Below are 23,568 nucleotides of genomic sequence, written 5' to 3'. Positions count from 1 at the left end.
ACGTCACCTGTAGCGTTGCCGATAGACCGCTCGGCGTCCGATAAGGTGTGGCCCGGCCGGAGACCACCATCGGATCGCGCATCAACGCTGCGCATAAGGAGATCGACCAGTGGGTAGCGAACTGTCGAAGGTCACAGTCGTCGTTCCGACCTACAACGAGCGGGAGAACCTGCCGAAGCTGCTCGGCACGCTGGCCGAGCTCAACCTGCCGTACCTCCACGTGCTCGTCGTCGACGACAACTCGCCCGACGGCACCGGGGACGTGGCCGACAAGGCGGCGGCCGAGTCGCCCGAGACGATCGGCGTGCTGCATCGGACCGCGAAGGACGGCCTCGGCCGGGCCTACATCGCCGGGATCACCCAGGCGCTCGACGAGGGCGCCGACGTCGTCATCCAGATGGACGCGGACCTGTCCCACCCGGCCTCGGCCATCCCCGCGATGCTCGACGCGCTGCGCAACACCGACGCGGCAGTCGTCCTGGGCTCCCGCTACGTCGAGGGCGGCTCCGTGGCCGGCGAGTGGCCGTGGCACCGGCGGGCGCTGTCGGCGTGGGCCAACTTCTACGTCAACACGATCCTGCGCCTGCACGTGAAGGACGTCACGGCCGGCTTCAAAGCGTGGCGGGCCGAGACCCTGCGCCGCATCGACGCGCAGTCGATCCGCAGCAACGGCTACTCGTTCCAGGTCGAGATGAATTACCGGACGGTCGCGCGCGGGATGCGCATCGTCGAGGTCCCGATCCGCTTCGACGAGCGCAGCGCCGGCACGTCCAAGATGAGCCTCAAGGTCCAGGTCGAGTCGGCCCTGATGCCGTGGCGCCTGCTCTTCAGCGGCAAATCCGGCAAGTAATGCCAAACCCGCGCAAACTCTACGGCCCGGAGTAGGGACTGTGGGGCGAGCAGTGGAGCCGCGAGCGAGCCACCCCATGGCGCCCGCCAACCTTCAGGGACCGCGGGGTGGCAACTGAGCACTCCCACCGGGGGCGCCAGCCGTGCGAACAACCGCAAACGCGAGCCCGAATGATTCACGCGGAGAGCCGCACTCGTAGCGGCGCCACGCCGGTCGCACAGTGCGTGGCTCCTCGAGCCGGGTTCACCGTGTTCACCCGGATCCGGCCCGGTCAGGCATCCCATCACGCCCGGCACCGTTCGGTCGACCATCACGCGACCAGTGGCTCCCTCGTTGCCCGCAGCCGACGGACTGAGTCATGGTGAGCCTGCTCACATATCCCCGTGCCCGGCCCGTCGGGCGGACCGGAGGCATACCGCGGGGCGTGGTGTCCCGAACGACGCTTGCCGCATGATCACATTTCGAGCATCAGTGGCGCATCATCGGCCGGCGGCCGAGATGACCTCCCGCAGGGTGCGGAGCACAACCTTCAGGTCGAGCCACAGCGACCAGTTCTCGATGTAGTAGTTGTCGAATCGCGCCCGGTCCGCGATGGACGTGTCACCACGCAGGCCACTGACCTGAGCCAGTCCGGTCAAACCGGCCGGCACACGGTGGCGCCAGGCGTAAAGATCGTGCTCGGCCGAGAACTGCTCGACGAAGTGCGGGCGCTCCGGCCGGGGGCCGACAAGCGTCATGTCGCCACGCAGAATGTTCCACAGCTGCGGCAGCTCGTCCAACGATGTACGGCGCAGAAATCGTCCGATCCGAGAGACTCGCGGGTCGGCCGCGATCGACCACTGGGTCCTCGACTCGGTCTCGTCAGCCGGCCGCATGCTGCGAAATTTCAACACGTCGAACAGCCTCCCTTCCCGGCCGACTCGTTGCTGACGAAAAAGGATGCCGCCGGGCCCATCGACAGCGACGGCCACGGCGCAGGCGGCGAGCACCGGGCTGAGCAACACCAGCGCCGTAGCGCTGACCACAACGTCCACAATCCGCTTGAGCTTCCAGCGCCAGCCCGCGACTCGGGGCGGCTGGATCCGCATGACGGGTATCGCACCGATGTGGTCAGGAGCGGAGACCAGGGTTTGGAACTGCGGCATCTTCGGCACGATGAGGATGTCGTAGGTGTCCAGCATGACCTCGCGCAGCAGGGCTGCGACGCGGTCCTCGGTGGTGTCGGGATCGGCGATGATCACCACCTCGATGCCACCTTCGCGCAAGACCGCCATCAGCTCGTCGGGCGTCCCGAGGCGAACGAGCCCGGCCCGCCGCGCCTCCGGCCGTTCAGAAGCATCGACATATCCAGCCAGCTTCAGCCCGTAGCTGGAGCGTCGATCGAGGATTGCCGACAGTTCGGCCGCGAGTGGACCGCCACCGATCAGGATGGACGGGTGCACGACCAGGCTGCGCCGGCGCCCCTGACTCAGGGCCCAGGTGCTGCAGGCCCGCCCGGCTATCAGCGCAACCGCCGTCACGGCCGCGACGCGCATGAACCCGTCGACGCTGCGGTGCTCATGCCGCATCGCCACGACGCACGCGACCAGGCCGGCCGCGACCAGCGGCCGCGCCGCCAACCCCGGCAGCTCGTCGAGCAGCGACAGATGCAGCCGCGGACGGTAGAACCCGCCACTGGCCAGCAGCGCTACGGTGAGCGTCGCCATGACAGCGAGCGCTCGTACATACATGAGATCGGACAGCATCGGACCTGTAAGGGCAACCAGGTCGATCGGTAGGATGAGCATCCACGCACGAGCCCACGCGAGCCGGCTTGGTGCGAGTTTCGCAGGCGCGGCAGTCAGGCGAGGGGCGCGCTGCAGGATCGCCGCCGACTGTCGAATATCAGGTCTTTGATCGATAAATGTCGATTCGCTAGCCGGCTTCATGGCGATGCCTTTCATTGCGCACTGCGATGTGCGAACACTACTGCTCAAGCTCGGCGGAAATACACCGGCAAAGCGCATCGGCTGAGCGCCCGATAGGATTAGCACGAAAGGCATTCACGTCTGAAAAGAGACGCTTTTCACAGTTTCCTGGGAGCTCCACGCTGGGCGCGATCAATTGTTTCGAGTTCTTTACGCGAGCTTTACCGCAGGTAGGTACGTAGAGTCGACCCGAATGGGGGTCGCCTAAACGACCGATGACATCCGGGCGCCGGTTGGGCAGGCTTTGATGTCGATGGGGCTCCGCGACGTGACAACGTCGCCCGATCCATTCCCTTCGGTCGAATTAAGACTCACTTCAGAACAAGCAGGAAACCGAGCTTCCGTTGGATCACCAGGACTCTGACTTGACCGACAATCCCATTCGATTGTCGTCGCCGTGACATTTTGGTGTGATGTCACGATGGGCGGCGGCCCCGCGACCAGCCACCGCCTCCGCGCTGATATGAAATCTGGTCGCCAACACAACTCGGCGGCGCCGTATCGGCACTGCCGCCATTCGGCGGACCACACGGCGGGACGGCGCCGAATTCCGGGACACGGGGAGGCGCCGGCGTGAGAGTTGCCGTCATCCACAATCTGATCGGTGGCGGGGCGCATCGCCGACTGGCCCAGCAGGTCGCCGCCCTCGACGCGGACGTCGTGGAAGTGACGACGAGCTTCGCCGAGCCCGTGACCGCGCGGCCATACGTGATCCCGTTCGAGCCGAGGGCGCAGCATCGGCCGGCGCTCACCCGGCCCGCGTTCCGCCATCTGGATTTACAGCGTCTTGCGGCCGCGTGGACGAAGATCGGCGAGCTCACCCGCCGCTGCGGCGCCGATGTCGTGTACGCGAACCCTGACTCGGCGCTTCGCGGTGCATTGCCGTGCGGGCCGCTGCCCGTGCCGGTTCTGCGCTACTGCGACGAGCCTCGCCGCATCGACTACGAGCCACACTTGCGAGCCACACTGCGTCGAGGCACTCGCGAGCTGTATGCCCCCCTCCGGGCTTGGGAAAGACGCCTTGACCGGGCGGCCGTCGCCGCCGCCGACGCGCTGGCGACCAACTCGCAATACACCGCTGAACGGATCCAGGCGGCCTATGGACGCGGCGCGGTCGTGGTGCCGTGCGGTGTACCAGCATTCATGGTCCCGCAGCCGGGAGCGCAGCCGCGCCACCTGCTCTCGGTCGGAGCGCTCATCCCGACCAAGGGCCACGACCTCGTCGTCCAGGCCGCCGCGCGCAGCCAGTTGCCACTGCCGTTGGTCATCGTCGCGCACCGGGGGAACGCCGCCGAGGAGCGGCGGCTCCGGGCGCTGGCTGCGGCCTCTGGCGTCCAGCTGGAAATCCGCATCGGAATCAGCGACAAGGAACTGGTGATGCTGTACCAGGATGCCTACGCAACCCTGTACCTGGCCGCGGCCGAGCCGCTCGGGCTGGCCAGTCTCGAGGCACAGGCCTGCGGCAGCCCGGTGGTCGTGGCGGCGGAAGGCGGACTGCCCGAAACCATACGTCCGCGTGTGACCGGCTTTGCCGTGGCCCGCGACCCAGCGGCGGCGGCTGAGGCGCTCGTCAAGCTGGCCGAGGGCGAGCGGCGGACATGTATGGCCGAGGCCGCAGCGCGTCACGGCGCCACGGTGCGCTGGTCCATATGCGCCCTCGCGCTGCGTGAGACGCTCGCGGATCTCATCGCCACCAGCACGGCGAAGCACGGCGCATGCGCCAATTGATCATGGTTGCGAAGAGTCCGTGGCTACCGTCGATCCGGCGCGAGCACGCTCTGGCCGACGAGGCGATCGGACACGACGTCGCCGTAACCTTCGTCGAGGCACCGAACGACGTACGCGCCCTTCGCCCAGCCACCGCACCGGCCTGGCTCCGGAGGCTGGGCATCAGCCGGCATAGGTCAGCCTCCACCGGGCCGGTCGTCGTCGAACGCTCCACGTTCGTGCCCGGTCACCGTCACCCCTTGGCCGCTGCGGCCGACAACGCGCTGCTGGGTCGACAGCTGCGCCGGCTGATCACCCAGGAAGACGGTCAAACGGCGGTGGTTGTCAACCTGCCCTGGCAGTGGCCGGCGGTTGCCGGTCTGCCGGCCCGGCGCATCTTCGACGCAGCCGATGACTGGAACGCACTGCTCGGTGAGGAGCGGTCGCATGTTCGCACGCTCTATCGACGCGTTGCCGCGGAGGCTGACGTCGTCATCATCGCCAACCCAGCGCTGGAGGCGCTGTTCGACGGCCGCGACACCGTCCTTGTCCCCAACGGCACTCCGGCTGACCTGGTTCAGCACACGCCGCACCCACGTCCGTTCGGTCGGCGGCTGGTTTACGCCGGCACGTTGACGCATCGCTTCGATGCCGAACTCATGGGCGCGGTGCTGACTCTCCTGCCCGGCTGGCAGCTGGACCTGTACGGCGAGTGCCGGTATCCCGGTTACCGTACCGAGCCGGCGCCCGAGCTGGTGAACCTGCTGAGCCGCTACTCCGCCCAGGTTCGCTGGCACGGCGTGGTGAGCAGGTCCGAGCTCGGCCCGGCGCTGGACGCCGCCGATGTCGCCGTTGTACCGCACCGCATTGCCTATACCCACGGCCAGTCCTCGATGAAGCTGGCGGACTATGCCGCCCGTGGGCGCCCGATCGTGCGCACGACCGGGGATGCCGCATCCGATGCCGACGCTCCACCCGGGACCTGGACCGCCGGCACCGCCGGTGACTTCGCGGCTGCTGTCGTCGCCGCATACTCGACGACTCAGCACGCGACTCCGGCTGTTGCCTGGGCTCGCGAGCGGACCTGGCCGAACCGATGGCCCGCGTGGTCCGCCGCCGTATTCGACAGCGCTCCCGCCTAACCGCAGCCGGTCAATGCCGCACCACCCGATTCGGAGAATGCATGCATCCGCCCGTCGTACTGGTCACGAACGCTACCGCGCCGGACAAGCTAGGTGGTCTCGAACGATACGTCCGTGAACTCGCTGCCGCGCTGGTGCGCTGTGACGTGCCAACGACGATCGTCGCCAAACGGCTGTCGCCGGACCTTCCTCCCATCGAGACGGGAGACGACGGCGTCACCGTGGTTCGCCACGCGGTCCCCGCCAAACGCAGCCCGCTCTTCGCGGTGCAGTACCCGTATCGCACCCGCTCGGGTGTGCGTACGGCCATCGATCGCCGCCCCGGCACGGTAATCCACGGGCACTTTCCGGTGCCGATGCTGGCGATGCTAGGCCCAGGCCGCTCCCGTCGACCCTACCTCTATACCTTTCATGCCCCGGTGCATCAGGAACTGCTGACGGAACGCCAGGGCACTTACCTGCTGCCCCGCCCCTTACAGCGCCCCGCCGTCGAGCTGTTGCGCCGGGCCGAGGCGGCAGTTGTGGGCGGCGCGACCGCCGTGACCGTGCTGAGCGAATACATGCGCGAGCAGTTGGCGCAGTTGGCACCGCAGGCGGCTGACGCCGCCCGGCTCATCCCGGGCGGCGTCGACACCGACTGGTTTTCTCCCCCGCGGCAGCCGCAGCCCGATACCGAGCCGCTCATCTTCACCGCGCGTCGGCTGACTCCCCGAACCGGCGTCGTCGAATGCATCGCAGCAATGCCGGCCGTCCTCGCACGCCACCCCGGTGCCCGGCTCGTCGTCGCCGGCGACGGGCACCTGCGAACCACGATTGAACGGCAGATCTCCTCTCTGGGCCTGGAAGGGCGGGTGGACCTGCTGGGCCGGGTCAGCGAGGCGCGGCTACGCGAGGGATACCGGAGCGCGACGCTCACCGTCATGCCGACAGCCGAGCTGGAAGGCTTCGGACTGACGACCGCCGAGTCCCTGGCATGCGGCACACCGGTGCTCGTCACACCGGTGGGGGCCAACCCGGAGCTCGTCGGTGACCTCGACCCTCGCTTCGTCGCCAGGTCCGGCGACCCGGCCGACCTCGCCGACGCGATGATCCGGCTGCTGGACAACCGGGCCGTGCTCGCCGCCGCGCGCCGCGCGCTTCCGGGCCCGCGTGTGCAGAGCTGGTCGTGGCCGGTCGTGGCCGGCCACTACATCGAGCTTTACGCACGGCAGGCGTGGAGCCGCTCGTGAATCTCCGGTTGCAGGTTCTCAGCCCTGTCTACCCGCCCGCCCTCGGCGGCATCGAGACGCTCACCGAGGGCATCGTCACACGCTGGACCGGTCCGGTGGAGGTTGTGACGCTGGCCGAGCCGCAGGCGGCAGATTGGGACGCCGAGCGGCCCTATACCGTCCATCGCGTGCGCAACCAGCCGCGCGGCGGCCGCCGGTCGATCGCGCGCCTGACCGTGCATAGCCTGCACGTTGCCCGAGCGTTCCGGCCCGACATCGTGCTGAGCATGCACGTGCGCTGCGGGTATGCGGCAGCCCTGATCCGGTCGGTCACCGGGGCGGCGTGGGCGCAGTATTACCACGCGAAAGAGGTCCCCACCTGGCCCCGCAGCGCCCGCTGGTGTGTGCGGGGTGCTGACCTCGGCATCGCGGTCAGCCGCTATACGCGCGGCCTGGTCGAGGCGGTCGGCGTGCCCACCGCGCCCCTGACCGTCATTCCGCCCGGGGTGCGGCTGAGCCCGCCGCTACCGGGTGCGCGAGCCCGGCGCCCCACGATCTTGACCGTTTCGCGCCTGGCCGACGCGTACAAGGGACACGATGTGATGCTTGCCGCTCTGCCCGCCGTCATCCAACGACTGCCGGACGTCCGCTGGGTCGTCGTCGGCGGAGGCGAGCGGCTTGACTGGCTGCGTACGGAGGTCGTGGCCCGAGGCCTGAGCCGCCACGTCGAGCTGCGCGGGGCCGTCGACGAGTCGACCCGCAATGCCCTGCTCGCCGAGGCACACATATTCGCGCTTCCCAGCCGGGTTGCGGACCACGGCCGAAGCGGTGAAGGCTTCGGCATCGTGTATGTCGAGGCGGCGGCGGCCGGACTGCCGGTTGTCGCCGGTCGCTGCGGAGGCGCGACCGACGCCGTCGATGACGGAGTGACAGGTCTCCTGGTCGATCCGACGGACCCGGCCGCGGTGGCCGGGGCGTTGATCACATTGCTCGAGCGCGACGAACTGCGCGGCCGGATGGCGACGGCCGGACCGGACTGGAGCCGGAAGTTCGATTGGAGCCGGGTCTCCGCCGACGTCCAGGCTGCGCTGCAAGCGGCCGCGGCTCGGCACACAAGAGCCGCATGAACGTCGCCGCGGCCTCACCCGGACTCAACGTGCTGCACGTGGCCCAACCGACAACGGGCGGTGTCGCGCGCGTCGTGATCAGCCTGGTCCGGACGCAAATGTCAGCCGGCTGGCCGGTTGTCGTCGCGTGTCCGCCTGGAGAACTCGCCGACCTGGTCTCGGCCGGCGGCGGATCATGGATGCGTTGGGACAGCACGCGCCAGCCCGGCTCATCACTGCTCGGCGAGATCCGCGCGCTGCGCCGTATCGTCGCGGCGTGCCGACCGGACCTGGTCCACCTCCATTCGAGCAAAGCCGGGCTGATCGGACGCCTCTGCCTGCGGCGCCAACTGCCGACCGTCTTCCAACCGCATGCCTGGTCATTCGCGGCTGTCGGCGGCCCGCTCAGCGTCATGGCCAGCGGCTGGGAGCGGCTGGCCGTCCGTTGGAGCGACCTGACGCTGTACTGCAGCCGAGCCGAACAGGCCGACGGGCAGCGGGCGGGTGTCGCGGGTCCGGGCCGCGTGGTGCTCAACGGCGTGGACCTCGCCTCGTTTCCAGCTCCGACCGAACACGAGCGCGCCGCCGCCCGCGCCGCCTTTGGTCTCGACGACCGCGCCCCGGTCGCTGTGGTCGTTGGCCGAGGCTGTCGCCAGAAGGGCCAAGACGTGGCGATCGCGGCCTGGCCGCGGGTCCGGCGGCACTTCCCGGACGCGCTGTTGCTGCTTGCCGGCTCCGATGTCGACCCGCTGCACGACCCGGATGCCGGCGTCCTGGCCCTCGGCCCGCGCCGGGACGTACGTCAGGTGTTCGTGGCGGCTGACCTTGTGCTGTCACCGTCGCGTTGGGAGGGTCTCTCGCTGGCGCTGCTGGAGGGGATGGCGTGCGCCCGCGCCACTGTCGCAACCGAGGTGGCCGGCAGCCGCGAGGCTCTGCTCGGCCCGGCCGCGAACCTATCGGCCGGTGGGGCACTGATCCCGCCGGATGACGTCGACGCGCTGGCCGGCGCGGTTCTGACCCGCTTCCGCCACCGGGATCTGCTCGCGGCTGAGGGCGATGCGGCCCGCCGCCGCGTCGAGGAGCGCTTCACCGAACCCGGCACTGCGCGATCGATCAACGATGCCTACCGCATGGTGCTGCACGATATCGGCCGGTGATCCGGCCGGCGGACATACGGGCCGGCGTCGACCGCCGGGCGCAGGCGCCTGAGAAAACGGCCGAGGCTCGCCGCACCTCCATCGCCGATCACCTCGCTGCTGGCTACGCCGCCACTGCCGGGCGTATTGAAACGATTCATTCGACAGTATTCGCGAAAACATCGCGCGGGCCGCCGGCCGGCCGGCAAGCCTGCGGCACCAGCCGCGGATCCCGCGGCGTCCAGCCCGAAGCGAGCGGGCGGACGCCGCCGCTCAGCACTCGCACCGCACTCCGCCGGAAGCCGCCTCGCACTCAAGTCCGACGCCCGAAAGCCGAAAGGTAGGCGCAACCGAGACGGAAGATGGGCGGAACAGGTGCGGCTTCGTTACTCCAAGGCAGGCAGAGCTGTGATCGCGGTCCTGATCAGCGCGACACTCTCCATGTCGGTTTCGGGCCAGGCAACCGCCGCGCCCCAGTCGCCGGCCAGGCCGGGAACAGCACCTGACGTCCGGGTTCCACTGCCTGGCCCGGGGACCACCATTGTCACGCTGGTCAGCGACATGGTTGCCGCAATGCAACGAACAGCCCCCAAGGATGCCGCCGCGGGCGTCTGGAAGCTGCCCGTCGCCTGCTGGCGTTGCGACGCCGGCCCGGCCTGGGCTCTCGCCAGCACCGCCGCGCTGACCGGCAACACCGCTCAACGCGATCAGGCCGTCGCGATCTTCGACCACAGCATCGCCACCTACCAGAAGCCCAACGGGTCATTCGTCGGCCCCAACGGGAGCGCCGACGTCGACACAATGTTCTTCGCCGTCGAACTCGGCTCATCGGCGATCGCGCTGCGCCCATACCTTGACCCAGCCCGCTATGACAGCTGGACCGCCGCGATCCGCAAAGCCGGCGAGTTTCTGGTCGCCAACGGCAATCTGAAGTGGTACACCAACGGAAACATCAACATTGGCAATGCCTACGTCATGGCCCTCGCGTACCGTCTGACCAGCGACGAGCGATTCAGGGGATATTACGAAACGGCGCTCGCCTTTGCCGTCAACCCGCCGCAGTCGCGCTGGGCCGGATACGGGCTGCGCTACACCAAGCAGCCGGCCCGGGCGGACGGATCCGACGGCCAGGCGTACTTCGCTGAAGCCGGAGCCGGCGGTCTCGGGTTCGACCCCGAGTACACCGTCCTGCAACTCGACCTACTGACCAAAATCTACCTGGCAAACCGCGACAACCGGGTCCTCACCTACATGAACCTCCTGTTCAACCAGCTCATGACCAGGGTTGACCGGACGACCTGGATGCTGAACGCCAGCAAGGGCACCCGGCACACCGAGGCGCGACGCTTCGTCTACTTCGATACGGCCGCGCTGCACACCCTCGCCCTTCTCGGCGGCCGCACCGACATCAGCCCATACCTTGCCACCCAGCTCGCGGCAATCGACAGGGAGTTCCGAAGCGATGTCCCGGGTCTGGGAGACCGAGCCAAGTACGCGCTCGGCATGATCACCTCATCCATCCTCGCCAGCTTGCCGGAGAATGCCAGACTGCGCTGACCTCGGCACGGCGGCAATGCGGATGCTTTCAGGTCAAGGACGACGCCAGGACGGCTGGCTCATGATGATGGAGGCGCACGTCATTCCCAGCGCGTACTTCATACGGTCGCCGAAGGCAGTGGCACTCCGGAGAAAGTTCCGCTCGATCGCGGTCAGCAGACTGTCTTGATAGCGCTCGAGGTCGGGGCGGCCACCGGCCTCGACGAGTACCAGCGGTCCGGCGCTGTCGAACGGGACACTTCGCGGCGTCTGGCTCATTCGGGTCCCGCCGCTCGTGTCGAGCCGCCACTTCGTGGCGTCAAGGCGATCCATGAGCTGATTCGTCAGCATGTTCATTGCGCGAAGGATGCGAGGATCGCCATTGACGAGAAATATCCTCGTCAGCTGGTCGAGCTGCAGCATCGTATATTCCGGGTCGTAGCCGGGCTGGTTCGCTTCCCCGGCCTCGGAGAAGAACGCCTTGCCGTCGGAACCGTCCTTTCGGGTGGGCTCGCGGGTGACCGTCAGCCCGGCCTTCGGCCAGCGCCCTTGCGGGGGGTGAATCGCAAACTCAAGGGCCTGCTCATACCGGCCGTCATAGCGGGCATCGTGTGTCAACCGTGCCGCCAGGGCCATGACGAGGGTGTTTCCGATGGCGATGTTGCCGTTTGCATACCATGCCAGGTGTCCGCCCTGGATGAGGAAGTCCGCCGCCGACGCGACGGACTTCGCCCATGCCGCCCGGTGCAGTTCGTCCAGGTCCGCGCCGAGCACGACGGTGGCGATACCGAGCTCGGCGGCGAAGAACATCGTGTCGATGCCCGCAGTCCTCTCGTCCGGGCCGAACGCGCCGGACGGCCGTTGATGGGCCCAGATCATCTCGTCGAAGATGTCCTCGGCCCGGTTTCGACGAGCGGGGTCTCCGGTGACTGCGGCCGCCCCCGCGAGCGCCAGGGCTGGTCCGGCGTCACAACGGAAGCAGCCGGTCGAGTCCTGCCAGGTGCCGGGAGGAGCACCGATCGGGGCGGACGCCTCCAACTCGCCGACGATGTCGTCGATCAGCGTGACCATGCGCACGTCGACCGCCGACCCGGCACTTCGTGAAGGCGCGGCAGTGGGCGGTGTGCCGTACAGGCCGGCGGGCGGCGCGGCGAAACGGACAACAGCGAAGGTCACCGCGGACAGCAGAGCCCCGGCTGCCGCGGTGAGGACTTTCGCACGCCCGCTCCGCGGCAACCGATATCGAAGGTTGCGGCCGGTTGGCCTGCTCACAACGGGTACTGCCGATAGGCGTCGAGGCACCGCTGCGACACGGCGGCCCAGCTGAACTCGCGGGCTACACGGGCCGCCGCTTCCCTCGACATCTGGGCCCACAGGGCCCGATCGGTCTGAATTCGAGTGAGGGCGGCCTGCAGCGCCCCGATGTCGGACGGCGGGACGATCAGACCGGTTCGTCCATCGGACACGATCTCCGGCATGCCACCGACTGCGGTCGCGATGACCGGGGTACCGCACGCCATGGCCTCGAGCAGGGTCAGGCCGAGAAGTTCGGAACGCGGACTGCCGGGGCCGTAGGCGGACTGGTAGACCGAGGGCAGGACCGCAACGCCGGCGGTTTGGTAGGCCCGGCGGATCTCGTCGTCGTCGGCATCCTCGTGGAAGGTCACCTTTTTGCCGTCGGCGAGTTTGGTGAGGACTGCGCGGTAGGTGTCCGAGTAGCGCCGCCCGTAGATGTCGAGTTGGCATCCCTCGGGCAGCGCCCGGATCAGGATGTCGATGCCCTTGTGAGGCAGGAGGCGCCCGACGAACACCACGTTCCCGGTCCGTGGCTGATCGGAGGGGCGGAACCGGTTGGTATCGACGCCACCGTAAATGATCGATGTCCTGTCGTGCAGATGCGGGTAGAACTGCGCCGAGAAGCGGCTGACCGCGAGCAGGCCGGTCATACGTCGCTGGATGAGGCGGTAGCCCGGCATCCGTGGTGCCTTGCCACCGTGGTCGGTGGTGAACACCCTCCGCGACGTCCGGCTGCTCAGGAGGGTCAGGTCGGTCGTCAGCGTTTCCAGGTGATGGGTATGCACGATGTCCGCGCCTCGGAGGGCCGGCAGGTACGCGGTCGACAGGGGGTTGAGCGCGCTGCGGTACCTCCCTTGCCTGCGCAACACCTGGACTCGAAGGTCACCGTCGGTGAACTCGGCGTCCGAGTCGGCGAAGGTGATGAGGGTGGTCGGCACTTGGGCGGCCATCGCTTTGGCGAGTTCACGAGGGTAGCGTTCACCACCACCGAAGGTGCCGGAGGAGCCGAAGTTGACCGGGCTGACGTGGACGACTCTCAATGTGCTCCCATCACGCGACGGTTCTCGTGTAGAGGGCGAGGATCCGATCGGTCATTGCCGCCAACGCGAACTTGTCGACGGCGACGGCGTGCGCCGCCAGCGCCCACTGGCGGACCGTGTCCGGATGCTGTTCAGCATGATCGAGCGCGGCCGCTAGCGCGTCGGGGTCGTCCGGTGGTATCAACCGCCCATTGATGCCGTCCTCCACGGCTTCGGGCAGGCCGTCGACGTTTGTCGCGACGACCGGCCGGCCTCGCATCATCGCCTCGGTGACGGCATACGGCAGTTGTTCGTAGCGGGATGGCATGCAGAGCAGATGATGCTGGTCCACCCGCTCTGCCACGTCGTCGACCCAGCCGTGGAACCTGACGCGGTTGCCGGCGCGCCGGCGGAGCTGATCGATCAGGTCTCCGCTTCCGTACACGTCGGCAGTCCAGGTGCCGCGTGATCGTTGGGCCGCGTCGACGAGGACGTCATGACCCTTCTTGTACGTTACGGCGCCCACGACGGCAACGCGCAGGCCCCCCTGGACCGGGGGCAGAGGCACTGGCTCCGCGGGTGCGATGCCATTGAGAACCACCGTGCATTTGCGGTCGGTCAAGGCGAACCGGCGCATGATGAACTGCTTGGAATTCTCGCTGACCGCGATCACCTGATGGGCCAGCAGGGCCTCCGTCCGCTTGAGCAAGGTTTTGGCATACCTCGCGCCGGGCTTGCGCAGCCCCGGTGTATGACCAGGTCCCCACGGAACGCTGGCGTCGGACGACGGGTGCCGTGCGAGATGCTCGGTGACGAAGACACGATGACCGCGCAGTCGCGCTGAGGCCATGAGCGGCAACGTCCGGCGATCGAACGGCTTCGGCAGGTGCAGATGGAACACCGCACCGTTGAGCTGGGGCGATCGAGCGAGGTCGGCGAAGGGCAACCCGAGGCGTCGGGCATCCCGTACCAGATCGACGGCCCCCTCGGGGAAGGCGAGGTATACATCGTGACCGGCGACGGTGAACGCGGTCGCGAGGTCGGTCACGTTCTTCCAGAGACCGCCGCGTTCGGCTGCGGTAGTGGCGAGCACGATGCGGCCGATCGGCTCGGCCGGAAACGGGGAACACATGAACGGACAGGCTCCTAGGGACCGGTTGTCGACATCTGCGCACGTCGGCGGAAGAGGCGCTGGAGCGGGAACTCCTCGGGCCAGCAGGCGAACAGACGAAAGCCGAGGAGAAGCGTCAGTGACGCGACCGGGACGCCCAGCCAAGGGATCTCGGCGAGCAGCAAGGCCGCCACGGCCGCTACGGCGGTGACCGCGGCCGGCCGGACCACGACACGCAATTGGCGGGTGATACTCAACCGGCGCTTCAGCGTCCAGAACGAGCCGGCACAGACAAGAACCTCGGTGAGGAGCGTGACGACGGCGCACGCGCGGGCGCCGTAGTGTGGGACGAGTACTACGTTGGCCCCGATGTTGAGCACAGCCCCGGCGATATTTTGATAAAGCATCGGTCGGACGACGCCGGAGGCGGTCAGCAAGGTACCGAAGATCTGGCCGAACGTGGAGACGATCCCGGTCGCCGACAGAATGACCAACAACCCTGATGCCTGCCGGAAGTTTGGTCCGAGCACCACTTCGCAGGCGGTCGGGGCGAACACAGCGCACAGCACGAATGCCGGCAGCACCGTGGTGGCGATCCAGGAGAAAATGCGGCGCGTGAGTCGCATCACCGCTTCCCGGTCGTCGATAAGTGATGCCAGACCGGGCAGTGCCGCCGCTACCACCAGCGCGGTCATGGTGTTCAGGAAGGCGTAGATCTTCGTGGCGCCCGCGTACCAGGCGACCTCGGACTCCGTGGCAATCGCCGCCAGGATGATCAGATCGGCGCTGACGTAGACCCTGGAGATCACACTGCTGATCCCCAGCGGTACGACCTGACGCAGAAACGTCGGCCAACCGGCGACGTACCGGGCGGACCGGCCGGCCGCGCGTCGCGCGGCGAGGCCGACCCACACAGTGTTGAGCACGACTGCAGCGCTACTCACAGCGGCGATCGCTATCGCGCTGTGAGTGCTCAGCGCCACGGCAATGACCGCGGCCAGCTGGGCGGCAGCAACGATCACGTCGATTCGAACGAGGCGGCGGGTCTGGAAGGTCGCGAGGAAGTATGACCGGCCGCCGCTGAAGCCGGCGACGGCGAGGCTGGGAGCGAGTACAAGCAGCATCAAGCCCTGGGCGCTGCTCGAGCCGACGACGACAGCGACGGCCGCGAAGACCCCGGCGACGGCCACCCCGAGCACTCCTTGCAGCTCCAGCCCCATACGCAAGAGCGAGGAGTGGTCCTGCGAACGGCGGGCGATCTCGCGGCTGAGGACCGCACCGAAACCGAATTCGCAGATTGACAGCGCAACGGTCCACGCCGCCAGACTCGACTGGAGCGTGCCGTAGTCGGCGGCCGTCACTGCCCGTGCGATGACCGCTGTCGAGACCGCAGTCGTCGCGAGTACCGATACTCGTCTGACCAGCAGGGCCATGCTCGACGCAGCGACATCACGGGTCAGCTGGGCGGTGGTCATGGCCGGATCACCGGCCTGCTTCCGGTGGCGGCCAAGCCGATGATCAGGCCAAATACGATGGCCATGGCCGGGGTCCGGACGGTGTAGTCGGTGGTCCAGACAATCAGCATGGTGACCAAGGCGCCGACGATGCCGGCGAAGAGGCAGCGATCGAGCCGTAGGCCCCGTATCGCGTCACGCACGGCGGAGAAAACCAGGTACAGCAGCCCGATAATGCCGATGGCTCCGGCTTCCGCCAGAACGTTGAGATAGGTCGAGTGGGCGTGGGTCGCCTCGGAAGCCAGTGGCACCGCGGCCACGAGGTAAGGCGGCAGGTTGTCCAGCCCGACGCCGGCCAGAGGGTTGTTGACGGCGACGTCCACGGCCGCGTGCCAGATCTCGACCCGGGTCAGGTCCTCTTCGCGGGTTGCCGTGCTGGTCCCGGTGGGGTCGAAGGCCGAAGACACGCGATCTGTAACGGCGTCACCAGCCAGACCCGACTCCGTGAGGAATACGACCGGCACGGCCGCCATGACCAGCACGGCGACGGCGAGGACCAGCTTCCTCGGCGGAAGCAGCGCGATAGCGACGATCAACCCGCCGGCGGCGCCGAACCAGCTCATCCGTGACAGCGTGACAGCCAGCCCGGCCAGCGTGACAACGGCCGCGGCGGAAACGGCAAATCGCTGCCAGCGGGCTGTTGTGGAAAAGGCCAGGGCGACCAGCAGTGGCAGGGCCACCGCGAGGAGGTTGCCGAGGGAGATCGGATCAGGCAGCCCCGCCGATGGACGGAAAACCAACGATGACTGGCCCGACGCGTAGATGAAAAAATAGGAGGTGCCGTAGCCGGCCGAGCCCCCGTAGAGGTTGAGCGGCCGGCCGGTGAAGAATTCATAGCAACCGAAACCCGCCTGCAGCGTGGCGCCGGCGCATAACCCACCGATGACCCACCGCCTGTTCCCGTCCTGGCGCGCGACGCGCGCGACCAACCACGCCACGCAAGTGATGGCCAGCACAACCACGATGACCTTGACGAAGTGCCGGGAGTGCATCAACGGCGCCGCCAAACCGGCGACCGCGATCGGGCCCGCGACAGCGAGGAAGCTACGTCGGGTGCCCCCGTCGTGGTCATCGCTGGATCTGCTGACCAGCAGGGATACCACGCCGATGCTCAAGGCCAGCAGTCCCAGCGTGATGACCAGGCCGCCGAAGGTGGCGCCGGCGGCGAAGGGAGCGACGAATGCCGTCGTGACCGTCATGACCAGCAGCGGCTTCGAGGCCGACACCACGATCAGCAGATAGATCGAGAACGCCACCGTCACGGCGTACTTCAACGGGCTGGGCGAGTCGAACAGCAGGCGCTGGGTAAGCCCCGCCGCGCTCGCGAGAGCGAACGCGAGGACAGCGCACAAGAGTACGAGTTGTGCGGTCCGTGTCCGCCGCAGGGCGTCGACCGTGGCCAAGGGCAGCGTCGTCATCGAGGCATCTGGTCCGTCGCCTCACCCGGCAGCAGTGCATCGCTGTCGAGACTGGGTCGGCTCTGCTCCTCCTCGTCGTAATCCGCCGGGCCCGCACCGCGCACTTTCCTGTGCTTGCGCGGCGCGACCTGCAGCGTGCGGAGGCGGAACGAAAGAACGGCGATCTCGGCTGCACCCAGCGCCGCGACCAGCGCCGCCACAAGCCCGTAGAGCAGGGCATTCTTAGGCTTGGCGGTGCCCTGCTGCGGGACGTTGAGCAGGGTGAGCTGAGGGGAGGCCGCGGCCGCATCTCGGGTGGCTGCGGTGAAGTAGTTCGTCCTGTTCGACACAAGCGTGCCGAGCAACGCCATCTGGCTACTGAGCTGCGCCTGGAGTCCACCGCTCTTCTCTGGATCGGTGCTGTTGAGACGGCTCTGTAGCTTCTCGACCGTGTCCTGCGCGGCACCGATCTGCTCGTCGAGCTGCTTCAGCTGTGGTGCGACTGCGTTGTTGGCGTAGGTGTAGGCCTCGGTTTCGGAGTTGCGCACGAAGAAGATGAGCGCACGGGCGACAGCTTCGGCTCGCTGGGCCGCGAGCCGTGCGCTACCCGCGGTCGCCGTGATGCCGACGATGTTGTAGCCATTGAGCGGGGTTGCCTCGATCTTGCCGATACTCTGGCCCAGGGACTGCGCGGCGTGATCAAGCACGGGCGCGGTCGTTGCCAGTAGGGCGTACTGCGCGGCAAGGTCGTTTTGAGCAAGGACGGCCTCGCGCGGGACGCCCTTCACCGACAGCAGCGAGACGCGGATCGTCGACTGCGCGGTGTAGGTGGTGGCCGGAACGGCGGCAATCAGGGCCGCGGCGACGCCGGCAACCACAGCGAAGGCCGCGATGAACGACTTCGCCCGCCAGATCAATGACAATCGCGGCTCTCCCGGCAGCAGGAGATCGGAATTCCTGAGATACGCCCATCCTGGCTCGGGGCTGCTCAGCAGTGTTGCCTTATCGGTTACGGGACTCAATCGCCGATCATGATCGGACGAAGGCATAATGGACGGTTCCTCTGTCAGTCGTCATATTCCGGTGAGTGCGTCCGACACCGGAGGATGTATTCCGGAATTCGCAACGATGCGGCCGATCGGATTCGTCTTCCGGTAATCATTCGTGCGAGGTCGAGGATATTGCTTCGGCGGCTGCACTGCTACGCCCGTTCGAAGTCATCCGTTCGGGCAGCAGGGCCTGACCGTTGACCCTTCAACACATAGCCGATGAGCGACGGCAGTGGACCCGGCATCCCGGATCGACACCGTGGCCCCGCACATCGCCGCGTTCCCTCCTTACGAGTAGCAAGCGATCGCTTTCCGCCGCCTGTCCAGTCATTCTTCGGCGCCACCGGCATTGAAGAGCCAGCGCCGAGGGTGATCCGGGACCGGCCTCCTCGTGGGCCGCGGCGATCTTCGCATGAATGGCTTCTCGATGACCACGTAGCTGAAAATCGAAATCAGGCAGGTGACCACGAAAGCGGTTGATACCGCCTCCACGGAGTAGCCAAGAAACCTTCCCGCCACATTGAGCAGCGCATGGTGCCATAGATAGAACGCGTAGGATATCAATCCCATCTGCCGCAGCGGCCACCAGCCCACAAAGGACATGAAACGCGGACCGGGATGGACAATTGCCGGCAGAATCACCAGCGCAGCGATCGCACCGTAAAGCGGATGGACAGATCCCAGATCGTCAGCCGGCAGCGCATATGAAGTTACAACATACAGGCCGATGGCGAGGATCCAGAATGCCTCGGGGAAGCTCGTCACAACCCGGCTCTCCAGCCATCTCGTGCGCACCGAAACCACAGCCAGCGCCATGCCCGAAGTGAATAGATAGAGGGTCCCCGGCAGCGTGAACCCCAGGAGCGCCCAGCGCTCCGACCGGCCAATGAGGGCATGCGCCAGGAGCGTAGATCCCGCCATGGCGGACAGCACACAGAGTTCATGCCACCACCTCGCCCGCCCTGCCGCCATCAACCAGCGAATGAAGATGGCGTAGCCAGGCAAAAGGAGGTAGAAACTTACCTCGATACACAGGCTCCACGCCGCACCGATGCCGCCGCCGAAAACCGTGCCGGGGTCAAATCCCTGGCCGAACAGAAACAATTGCCACCAGCGATCATGGAAGCGTGAAAGGCCGGGAAACATGGCCAGCATGATCAGCGCAAACCAATATGCCGGAACGATTCGCCTGGCTCGGCGTCGATAAAACTTCTTCACGGCAAATCGTTCTTGACGCTGGAGACCCAGCACAAACGGCCGATAGACCAAGAAGCCGCTCAGGGCGAAGAAAACCGGCACTCCGAAGTTTCCGTGACTCGCGAGCGGCCTGAGCGCCTGAGGGAACAGCCAGGATTGATTTGCATGATAGGCAAATACTCCCAGTGCGGCGACCGCTCGAACACTGTCCAGCAATGGGTAGAGCGGCATCTTGGCAGGTGTCGCCGAGGCGGTCGTGCCTCGATATTGCCCGGACAGCAATCCCTTGGCCCCTAATCTTTCATCGACGGAGGGCTCGGCGAACGCCATCCCAGCGGACAGGAACCCATGCTGCATCCGATCAGCAACCGTCGCACCACGCGGCAGGGCGATTTTTCTCGATATGGTTCGGAAACCCTCGAACGAGTTAGATCGTTCGGCCGTCCATCGCTGCGACGATGACGTCGAAGCGATGCCGGAACAGCCGCCCATCCCTCCGTCGGGCGATGCCGCGGACGATGGATGACTTTATCTTCAGCCGGTGCAGCCTTCGTTGACATTGAGGCCGGACGCAGTTGCCGCTGTCCGGCTGGGGCGGCTGCCGATCTGGATCGTTGCCGCTGGGACCTGGCTGGCGATTCGCGCGGCCGGTGTCGTCGCCCTGTTGATTGCGGGCGGCACCCGGCCGCTGACGGACCTCTTGACCAGTTACGACGGCGACTGGTACGTCGAGATTGCGGTAAGCGGCTACGATCACGGCCTCCATGACGACGGCCATGGTGGGGTCAAGTCGAATCTAGCGTTCTCGCCGCTGCTGCCTGTCCTGATCCGTGCCGTCATGGCATTCGGGCTACACCCGGATTGGGCGGCAATCGTTGTCGCCGGCGCCTGCGGGCTGGTCGCCGCCGTCCTGTTGTCCCTTCTCGGCCGGCATCTCGGCGGCCGGCGGTGCGGCATACTGCTCGCGGCCGGCTGGGCTGCCCTCCCACACGCGGTCGTGGAAACGATGGCCTATACCGAAGGCTTGTTCGTTGCGCTGGCCGCCGCGTCCGTCCTGGCGCTGCTGCGGGGCCGGCTCGTGAGCGCCGCCGCCTGGTGCGCGGCGGCCGGTCTGGCGAGGCCCTCCGCGGTGGCGCTCGTCGCGACCGTCTGGTGGGTGGCCCTAGTCGCCCGTCAGGGTAGGCGAAGCTGGGTCGCTGTCGTCGGCGCGCCCGTCGGCGTGTGCGCCTGGTGGATCTACGTCGCTGTCCGGGTCGGCCATCCGGCCGCCTGGTGGCACATCCAGCGGGCGGGGTGGAACTCCCGGTTCGACTTCGGTCGGGAGGCGGCCTGGGGTGTGCTGTGGCAATTACCGCGGCATCCGACCTTGCCTCTGGCGATGGTCGCCATTGTCACTGCCGCGTTCGCGGCGCTGGCGGTCGTGTCTTTCCGGATCCCGCTGCAACCGGCCGTCCGGGCCTACACGTTCTTCACGGTCGTGCTGGCGATCGGGAGTGCGGGCACCTACCTCGCGAAGGCCCGATTCCTGCTGATCGCGTTCACCGCCCTGGTCCCCGCGGTGGTCTGGCTGGCGTCCCGGCCGCAACGGGTGCAGGTGGCGGTCATCGCCGTGATGGCGGCCGGCTCGGTTGGATACGGCGTGTTCCTGCTGACCGGGTGGACACACTCTCCGTAGCGGCGCTGCCAGGTCAGCGCGGTCGGCTCTCCGTCCGGACGAAGCCTCATGGCCCCCACTCACCGATCCGCAAGCCGCTGCGTGCTTCTCCTGATGCTGGAGCGTCATGACCATCAAGATCGGAACGGGTAGATCCAGCACGATCGCCGCAACGGCCGCCGTCGTTGCCGCGGTCACGTGTGCCCGTGCGAATGCCGCCCCGGTTACGGTGGACGAGGGCACCTACACGGCCCAGGCGACCGCCGTCCTACGCGGCAGGCTCGCCCCGTATACATACTTCTATGACCATCCTCCACTCGGATGGCTTCAAGCGGCCCCCGCCGTCGCGCTGCAGCACCTTCTACACCTTCCAGGATCGGCGATTGCCGCCGTCCGGATCATCGTGGCAATGGCCGTGTTCGCCGACGCCGTCCTCGTGTACGCCCTGTGCCGAAGACTGAGCCTGCCACCCTGGCCGGCCGCGATCGCGGGCGTGTGGTTTGCCTGCAGCCCGCTCACCACCAGCCTGCTGCACCATGTCTACCTCGAAGCTTTCGCCGTCCCGTGGATCCTCGCCGCTTTCTTGGCGGGGATCGGCGCGCGGCCCGGATGGCGAGCGATTGCGGCCGGGATGCTGCTCGGAGTCGCCGCCCTCAGTAAAGAGTCGGCATTGCTGTTCGTCCCCGCACTCGTTGCCCTGGTCGCTGCGTCATGCCCGCAGCTCCTACGACGCCGAGCGATCATGCACCTGGCCGGCGGGCTGACCGGCGTGCTCGTGCTGTATCCGCTGTTTGCCGCCCTTCGTGGTGAACTCTTCGTGTTCGTTCGTACGGCCGGCTGGCAGCTCATCGGCCGACAGGGCTCCGGGGTGCTGTGGGACACGCACAGCGGCCGGTTTACCGCGGTTGCATCGTGGACGACCGCGGACCCGTTGCTTGTCACGTTGGGACTCGCCGCCGGGATAGCGCTGGCGATGACCAAGGATCGGCGCTGGCTGGGTCTGGCGGTGCTCGTGCCGACAATGATCGTGGTCAAGCCGGGTGGTTACCTCCCGGGCATGTTCGCCGCTGTCCTGGTGCCGTTCCTCGCGCTGGCCGCGGCGCTCGGCGGCTGGCTGTTGTGGCAGCGGGTATCACGGAGAGCCTGGGTCCGAGTCGCGGCGGTCGCGGTTGCGACGCTTGTGGTCGCCGGATGCTCGGTGCGGGTGGCGGCAACGGGCCAGGGCGACGGTACGGCCCGCGGTCTGGCGATCGCCCGGTGGGTCGAGGCCAACGTTCCACGCAGCTCCGGTGTCCTCGTCGATGACGAGCTATTCGCCCAGTTGTACGCGGACGGACGCGATCCTTGGCGCGAGGTGATTCTCGTGGAGAAGCTGGACTTCGATCGGACCGCCAGTGCGCGTTGGCCCGGGGGCTGGCAGCATGTCGACGTCGTGGTGCTGTCGCCCCGGCTGCGGCGACAGGTCGGCCTCACCCAGGCGGTCCAGGCGCAACGTGCGGTGGCCGCGGGCGTGGTGGTCGGCCGCCCGGCGGCCGATGTGCTCGTGTTGAGGGTTTGCCATGTGTGCGGTGACGCCACGGGCTCATACGAGGGATCTGAGACGCATACGGTGAGACCCGGCCGGTGAACGACAAGCGCCCACCAGGACTCAGCCACCGGAAGGAGGCCCGCGGGGGTGGCGAAGTCCACCGCCGGGGAGCGCGCTCGCACGCGCGAAGCACGCGGAGACGATAAACGGCCCCGCCGCGAAGACAGGGGCCGTTCACTCGTCGTAGCGGGGACAGGATTTGAACCTGCGACCTCTGGGTTATGAGCCCAGCGAGCTACCGAGCTGCTCCACCCCGCGTCGGTAAGGACAACACTAGCGCGAGAGAGCCTTCGGACCCAAATGGGTTAGAGCGTCGCCTTGATCACGCGCGGAGGCCGGGGTCGCGGTTGGATGTAGAGTTGAGCGGTGAATTTGCCCTCCAGCCCGGAGAACGCCAAGCCGAAAGCGGTAATCCTGCTCAGCGGCGGCCTGGACTCCGCCACGGTGCTCGCCATCGCGGCCGCTGACGGCTACGAGCCCTACGCGCTGAGTTTCCGGTACGGCCAGCGGCACAGTGTCGAGCTGGACGCGGCCCGCGCGGTGGCGCGCTCGCTCGGGGCGAAGCAGCACGTGGTGGCCGACATCGACCTGCGGATCTTCGGCGGGTCGGCGCTCACCGACGACGCCATCGGTGTGCCGCATCACGATGCGTCGGCCGAGCTCGGCGACGAGATCCCCGTCACGTATGTGCCGGCTCGCAACACGATCTTCCTGTCCTTCGCGCTGGCCTGGGCGGAGACGCTCGGCGCGCAGGACGTGTTCCTCGGCGTGAGCGCCGTGGACTACAGCGGCTACCCGGACTGCCGGCCCGAGTACATCGAGGCGTACGAGAACATGGCCAACCTCGCCACCAAGGCCGGGGTCGAGGGGAAGCAGCGCCTGAAGATCCACACGCCGCTGATCTCGCTCAGCAAGGCCGAGACCATCAAGCGCGGGCTGGAGCTGGGCGTCGACTACTCGCTCAGCCACAGCTGCTACGACCCGGTCGACGGGCGGCCGTGCGGCACCTGCGACTCCTGCCTGCTGCGCAACCGGGGCTTCGCCGCGCTGGGGATGACCGATCCGGCCCTGTCCGCGAAGGTCGGCTAAGC

18 protein-coding genes and 1 tRNA gene are annotated in these 23,568 nt (G+C 67.4%); 10 read left to right on the top strand and 9 right to left on the bottom strand.

Features of this window, described 5'->3' with window-relative positions; all coding sequences use genetic code 11:
- Nucleotides 1-109: 109 nt before the first annotated feature.
- Entirely contained in the window at nucleotides 110-850 is a 741-nt protein-coding gene (locus Dvina_RS05595) for a polyprenol monophosphomannose synthase (RefSeq protein WP_223101275.1), read from the top strand.
- 479 nt (nucleotides 851-1,329) lie between these two features.
- Here the strand turns inward: Dvina_RS05595 and Dvina_RS05590 are convergent, their stop codons facing one another.
- The gene (locus Dvina_RS05590; protein WP_246656050.1) at nucleotides 1,330-2,793 is read right to left on the bottom strand and encodes a sugar transferase; all 1,464 of its coding nucleotides are present in this window, start codon (nucleotides 2,791-2,793) and stop codon (nucleotides 1,330-1,332) included.
- A gap of 597 nt (nucleotides 2,794-3,390) precedes the next feature.
- Between Dvina_RS05590 and Dvina_RS05585 the strand changes: the two genes are divergently transcribed.
- The 6 genes from Dvina_RS05585 to Dvina_RS05560 all read left to right on the top strand — a co-directional run bounded on the left by Dvina_RS05585 (nucleotide 3,391) and on the right by Dvina_RS05560 (nucleotide 10,673).
- Nucleotides 3,391-4,545 (top strand): glycosyltransferase, encoded by a 1,155-nt coding sequence (locus Dvina_RS05585; protein WP_223101274.1) that lies wholly within the window; start codon nucleotides 3,391-3,393, stop codon nucleotides 4,543-4,545.
- Nucleotides 4,533-5,666 carry a glycosyltransferase gene (locus Dvina_RS05580; protein ID WP_223101273.1) on the top strand — a complete coding sequence of 378 codons (1,134 nt, stop codon included), beginning with the start codon at nucleotides 4,533-4,535 and terminating at the stop codon, nucleotides 5,664-5,666. Before Dvina_RS05585 ends, Dvina_RS05580 begins: the two co-directional genes overlap by 13 nt.
- Nucleotides 5,667-5,707: 41 nt before the next feature.
- Nucleotides 5,708-6,895 (top strand): glycosyltransferase family 4 protein, encoded by a 1,188-nt coding sequence (locus tag Dvina_RS05575; protein ID WP_223101272.1) that lies wholly within the window; start codon nucleotides 5,708-5,710, stop codon nucleotides 6,893-6,895.
- Nucleotides 6,880-8,001 (top strand): glycosyltransferase family 4 protein, encoded by a 1,122-nt coding sequence (locus Dvina_RS05570; protein ID WP_223101271.1) that lies wholly within the window; start codon nucleotides 6,880-6,882, stop codon nucleotides 7,999-8,001. The genes Dvina_RS05575 and Dvina_RS05570 overlap by 16 nt, the downstream gene beginning before the upstream one ends.
- Nucleotides 7,998-9,137: a glycosyltransferase gene (locus Dvina_RS05565; RefSeq protein ID WP_223101270.1), complete on the top strand. Its 1,140-nt coding sequence runs from the start codon at nucleotides 7,998-8,000 to the stop codon at nucleotides 9,135-9,137. The genes Dvina_RS05570 and Dvina_RS05565 overlap by 4 nt, the downstream gene beginning before the upstream one ends.
- A 387-nt stretch (nucleotides 9,138-9,524) precedes the next feature.
- The gene (locus Dvina_RS05560) at nucleotides 9,525-10,673 is read left to right on the top strand and encodes an ulvan lysase-like protein (RefSeq protein ID WP_223101269.1); all 1,149 of its coding nucleotides are present in this window, start codon (nucleotides 9,525-9,527) and stop codon (nucleotides 10,671-10,673) included.
- Between the two features lie 33 nt (nucleotides 10,674-10,706).
- On the opposite strand, the gene Dvina_RS05555 is transcribed toward Dvina_RS05560, so the two are convergent.
- From Dvina_RS05555 to Dvina_RS05525, 7 genes are all read right to left on the bottom strand, one after another.
- A complete protein-coding gene (locus tag Dvina_RS05555) occupies nucleotides 10,707-11,828 on the bottom strand; it encodes a hypothetical protein (RefSeq protein WP_223101268.1) in 1,122 nt (373 codons plus the stop codon).
- Between the two features lie 92 nt (nucleotides 11,829-11,920).
- A complete protein-coding gene (locus Dvina_RS05550; RefSeq protein WP_223101267.1) occupies nucleotides 11,921-12,988 on the bottom strand; it encodes a glycosyltransferase family 4 protein in 1,068 nt (355 codons plus the stop codon).
- 10 nt (nucleotides 12,989-12,998) lie between these two features.
- Nucleotides 12,999-14,099 carry a glycosyltransferase family 4 protein gene (locus tag Dvina_RS05545; RefSeq protein ID WP_223101266.1) on the bottom strand — a complete coding sequence of 367 codons (1,101 nt, stop codon included), beginning with the start codon at nucleotides 14,097-14,099 and terminating at the stop codon, nucleotides 12,999-13,001.
- Between the two features lie 14 nt (nucleotides 14,100-14,113).
- On the bottom strand, nucleotides 14,114-15,553 hold the full coding sequence (locus tag Dvina_RS05540) for an oligosaccharide flippase family protein (RefSeq protein WP_223101265.1): 1,440 nt from the start codon (nucleotides 15,551-15,553) through the stop codon (nucleotides 14,114-14,116).
- Entirely contained in the window at nucleotides 15,550-17,010 is a 1,461-nt protein-coding gene (locus Dvina_RS05535) for an O-antigen ligase family protein (protein ID WP_223101264.1), read from the bottom strand. Before Dvina_RS05535 ends, Dvina_RS05540 begins: the two co-directional genes overlap by 4 nt.
- Nucleotides 17,007-18,011 carry a YveK family protein gene (locus tag Dvina_RS05530; RefSeq protein ID WP_223101263.1) on the bottom strand — a complete coding sequence of 335 codons (1,005 nt, stop codon included), beginning with the start codon at nucleotides 18,009-18,011 and terminating at the stop codon, nucleotides 17,007-17,009. The genes Dvina_RS05535 and Dvina_RS05530 overlap by 4 nt, the downstream gene beginning before the upstream one ends.
- 354 nt (nucleotides 18,012-18,365) lie before the next feature.
- On the bottom strand, nucleotides 18,366-19,565 hold the full coding sequence (locus Dvina_RS05525; protein ID WP_223101262.1) for an acyltransferase family protein: 1,200 nt from the start codon (nucleotides 19,563-19,565) through the stop codon (nucleotides 18,366-18,368).
- Nucleotides 19,566-19,776: 211 nt separating this feature from the next.
- Between Dvina_RS05525 and Dvina_RS05520 the strand changes: the two genes are divergently transcribed.
- Together Dvina_RS05520 and Dvina_RS05515 are read left to right on the top strand one after the other, a co-directional pair.
- Nucleotides 19,777-20,910, top strand: coding sequence for a hypothetical protein (locus Dvina_RS05520; protein ID WP_223101261.1), 1,134 nt, complete (start codon nucleotides 19,777-19,779; stop codon nucleotides 20,908-20,910).
- Nucleotides 20,911-21,016: 106 nt separating this feature from the next.
- Nucleotides 21,017-22,516 carry an ArnT family glycosyltransferase gene (locus tag Dvina_RS05515; RefSeq protein ID WP_223101260.1) on the top strand — a complete coding sequence of 500 codons (1,500 nt, stop codon included), beginning with the start codon at nucleotides 21,017-21,019 and terminating at the stop codon, nucleotides 22,514-22,516.
- A 145-nt stretch (nucleotides 22,517-22,661) separates the two neighbouring features.
- On the opposite strand, the gene Dvina_RS05510 is transcribed toward Dvina_RS05515, so the two are convergent.
- Nucleotides 22,662-22,735 (bottom strand) — tRNA-Met (locus Dvina_RS05510).
- 108 nt (nucleotides 22,736-22,843) lie between these two features.
- Between Dvina_RS05510 and queC the strand changes: the two genes are divergently transcribed.
- On the top strand, nucleotides 22,844-23,566 hold the full coding sequence (queC, locus tag Dvina_RS05505) for a 7-cyano-7-deazaguanine synthase QueC (protein ID WP_246656049.1): 723 nt from the start codon (nucleotides 22,844-22,846) through the stop codon (nucleotides 23,564-23,566).
- The last annotated feature ends 2 nt before the right edge of the window (nucleotides 23,567-23,568 follow it).

It is taken from the genome of Dactylosporangium vinaceum (assembly GCF_019904175.1).
Classification (GTDB): domain Bacteria; phylum Actinomycetota; class Actinomycetes; order Mycobacteriales; family Micromonosporaceae; genus Dactylosporangium; species Dactylosporangium vinaceum.
This window is presented reverse-complemented; position numbering and strand designations above follow the sequence as displayed.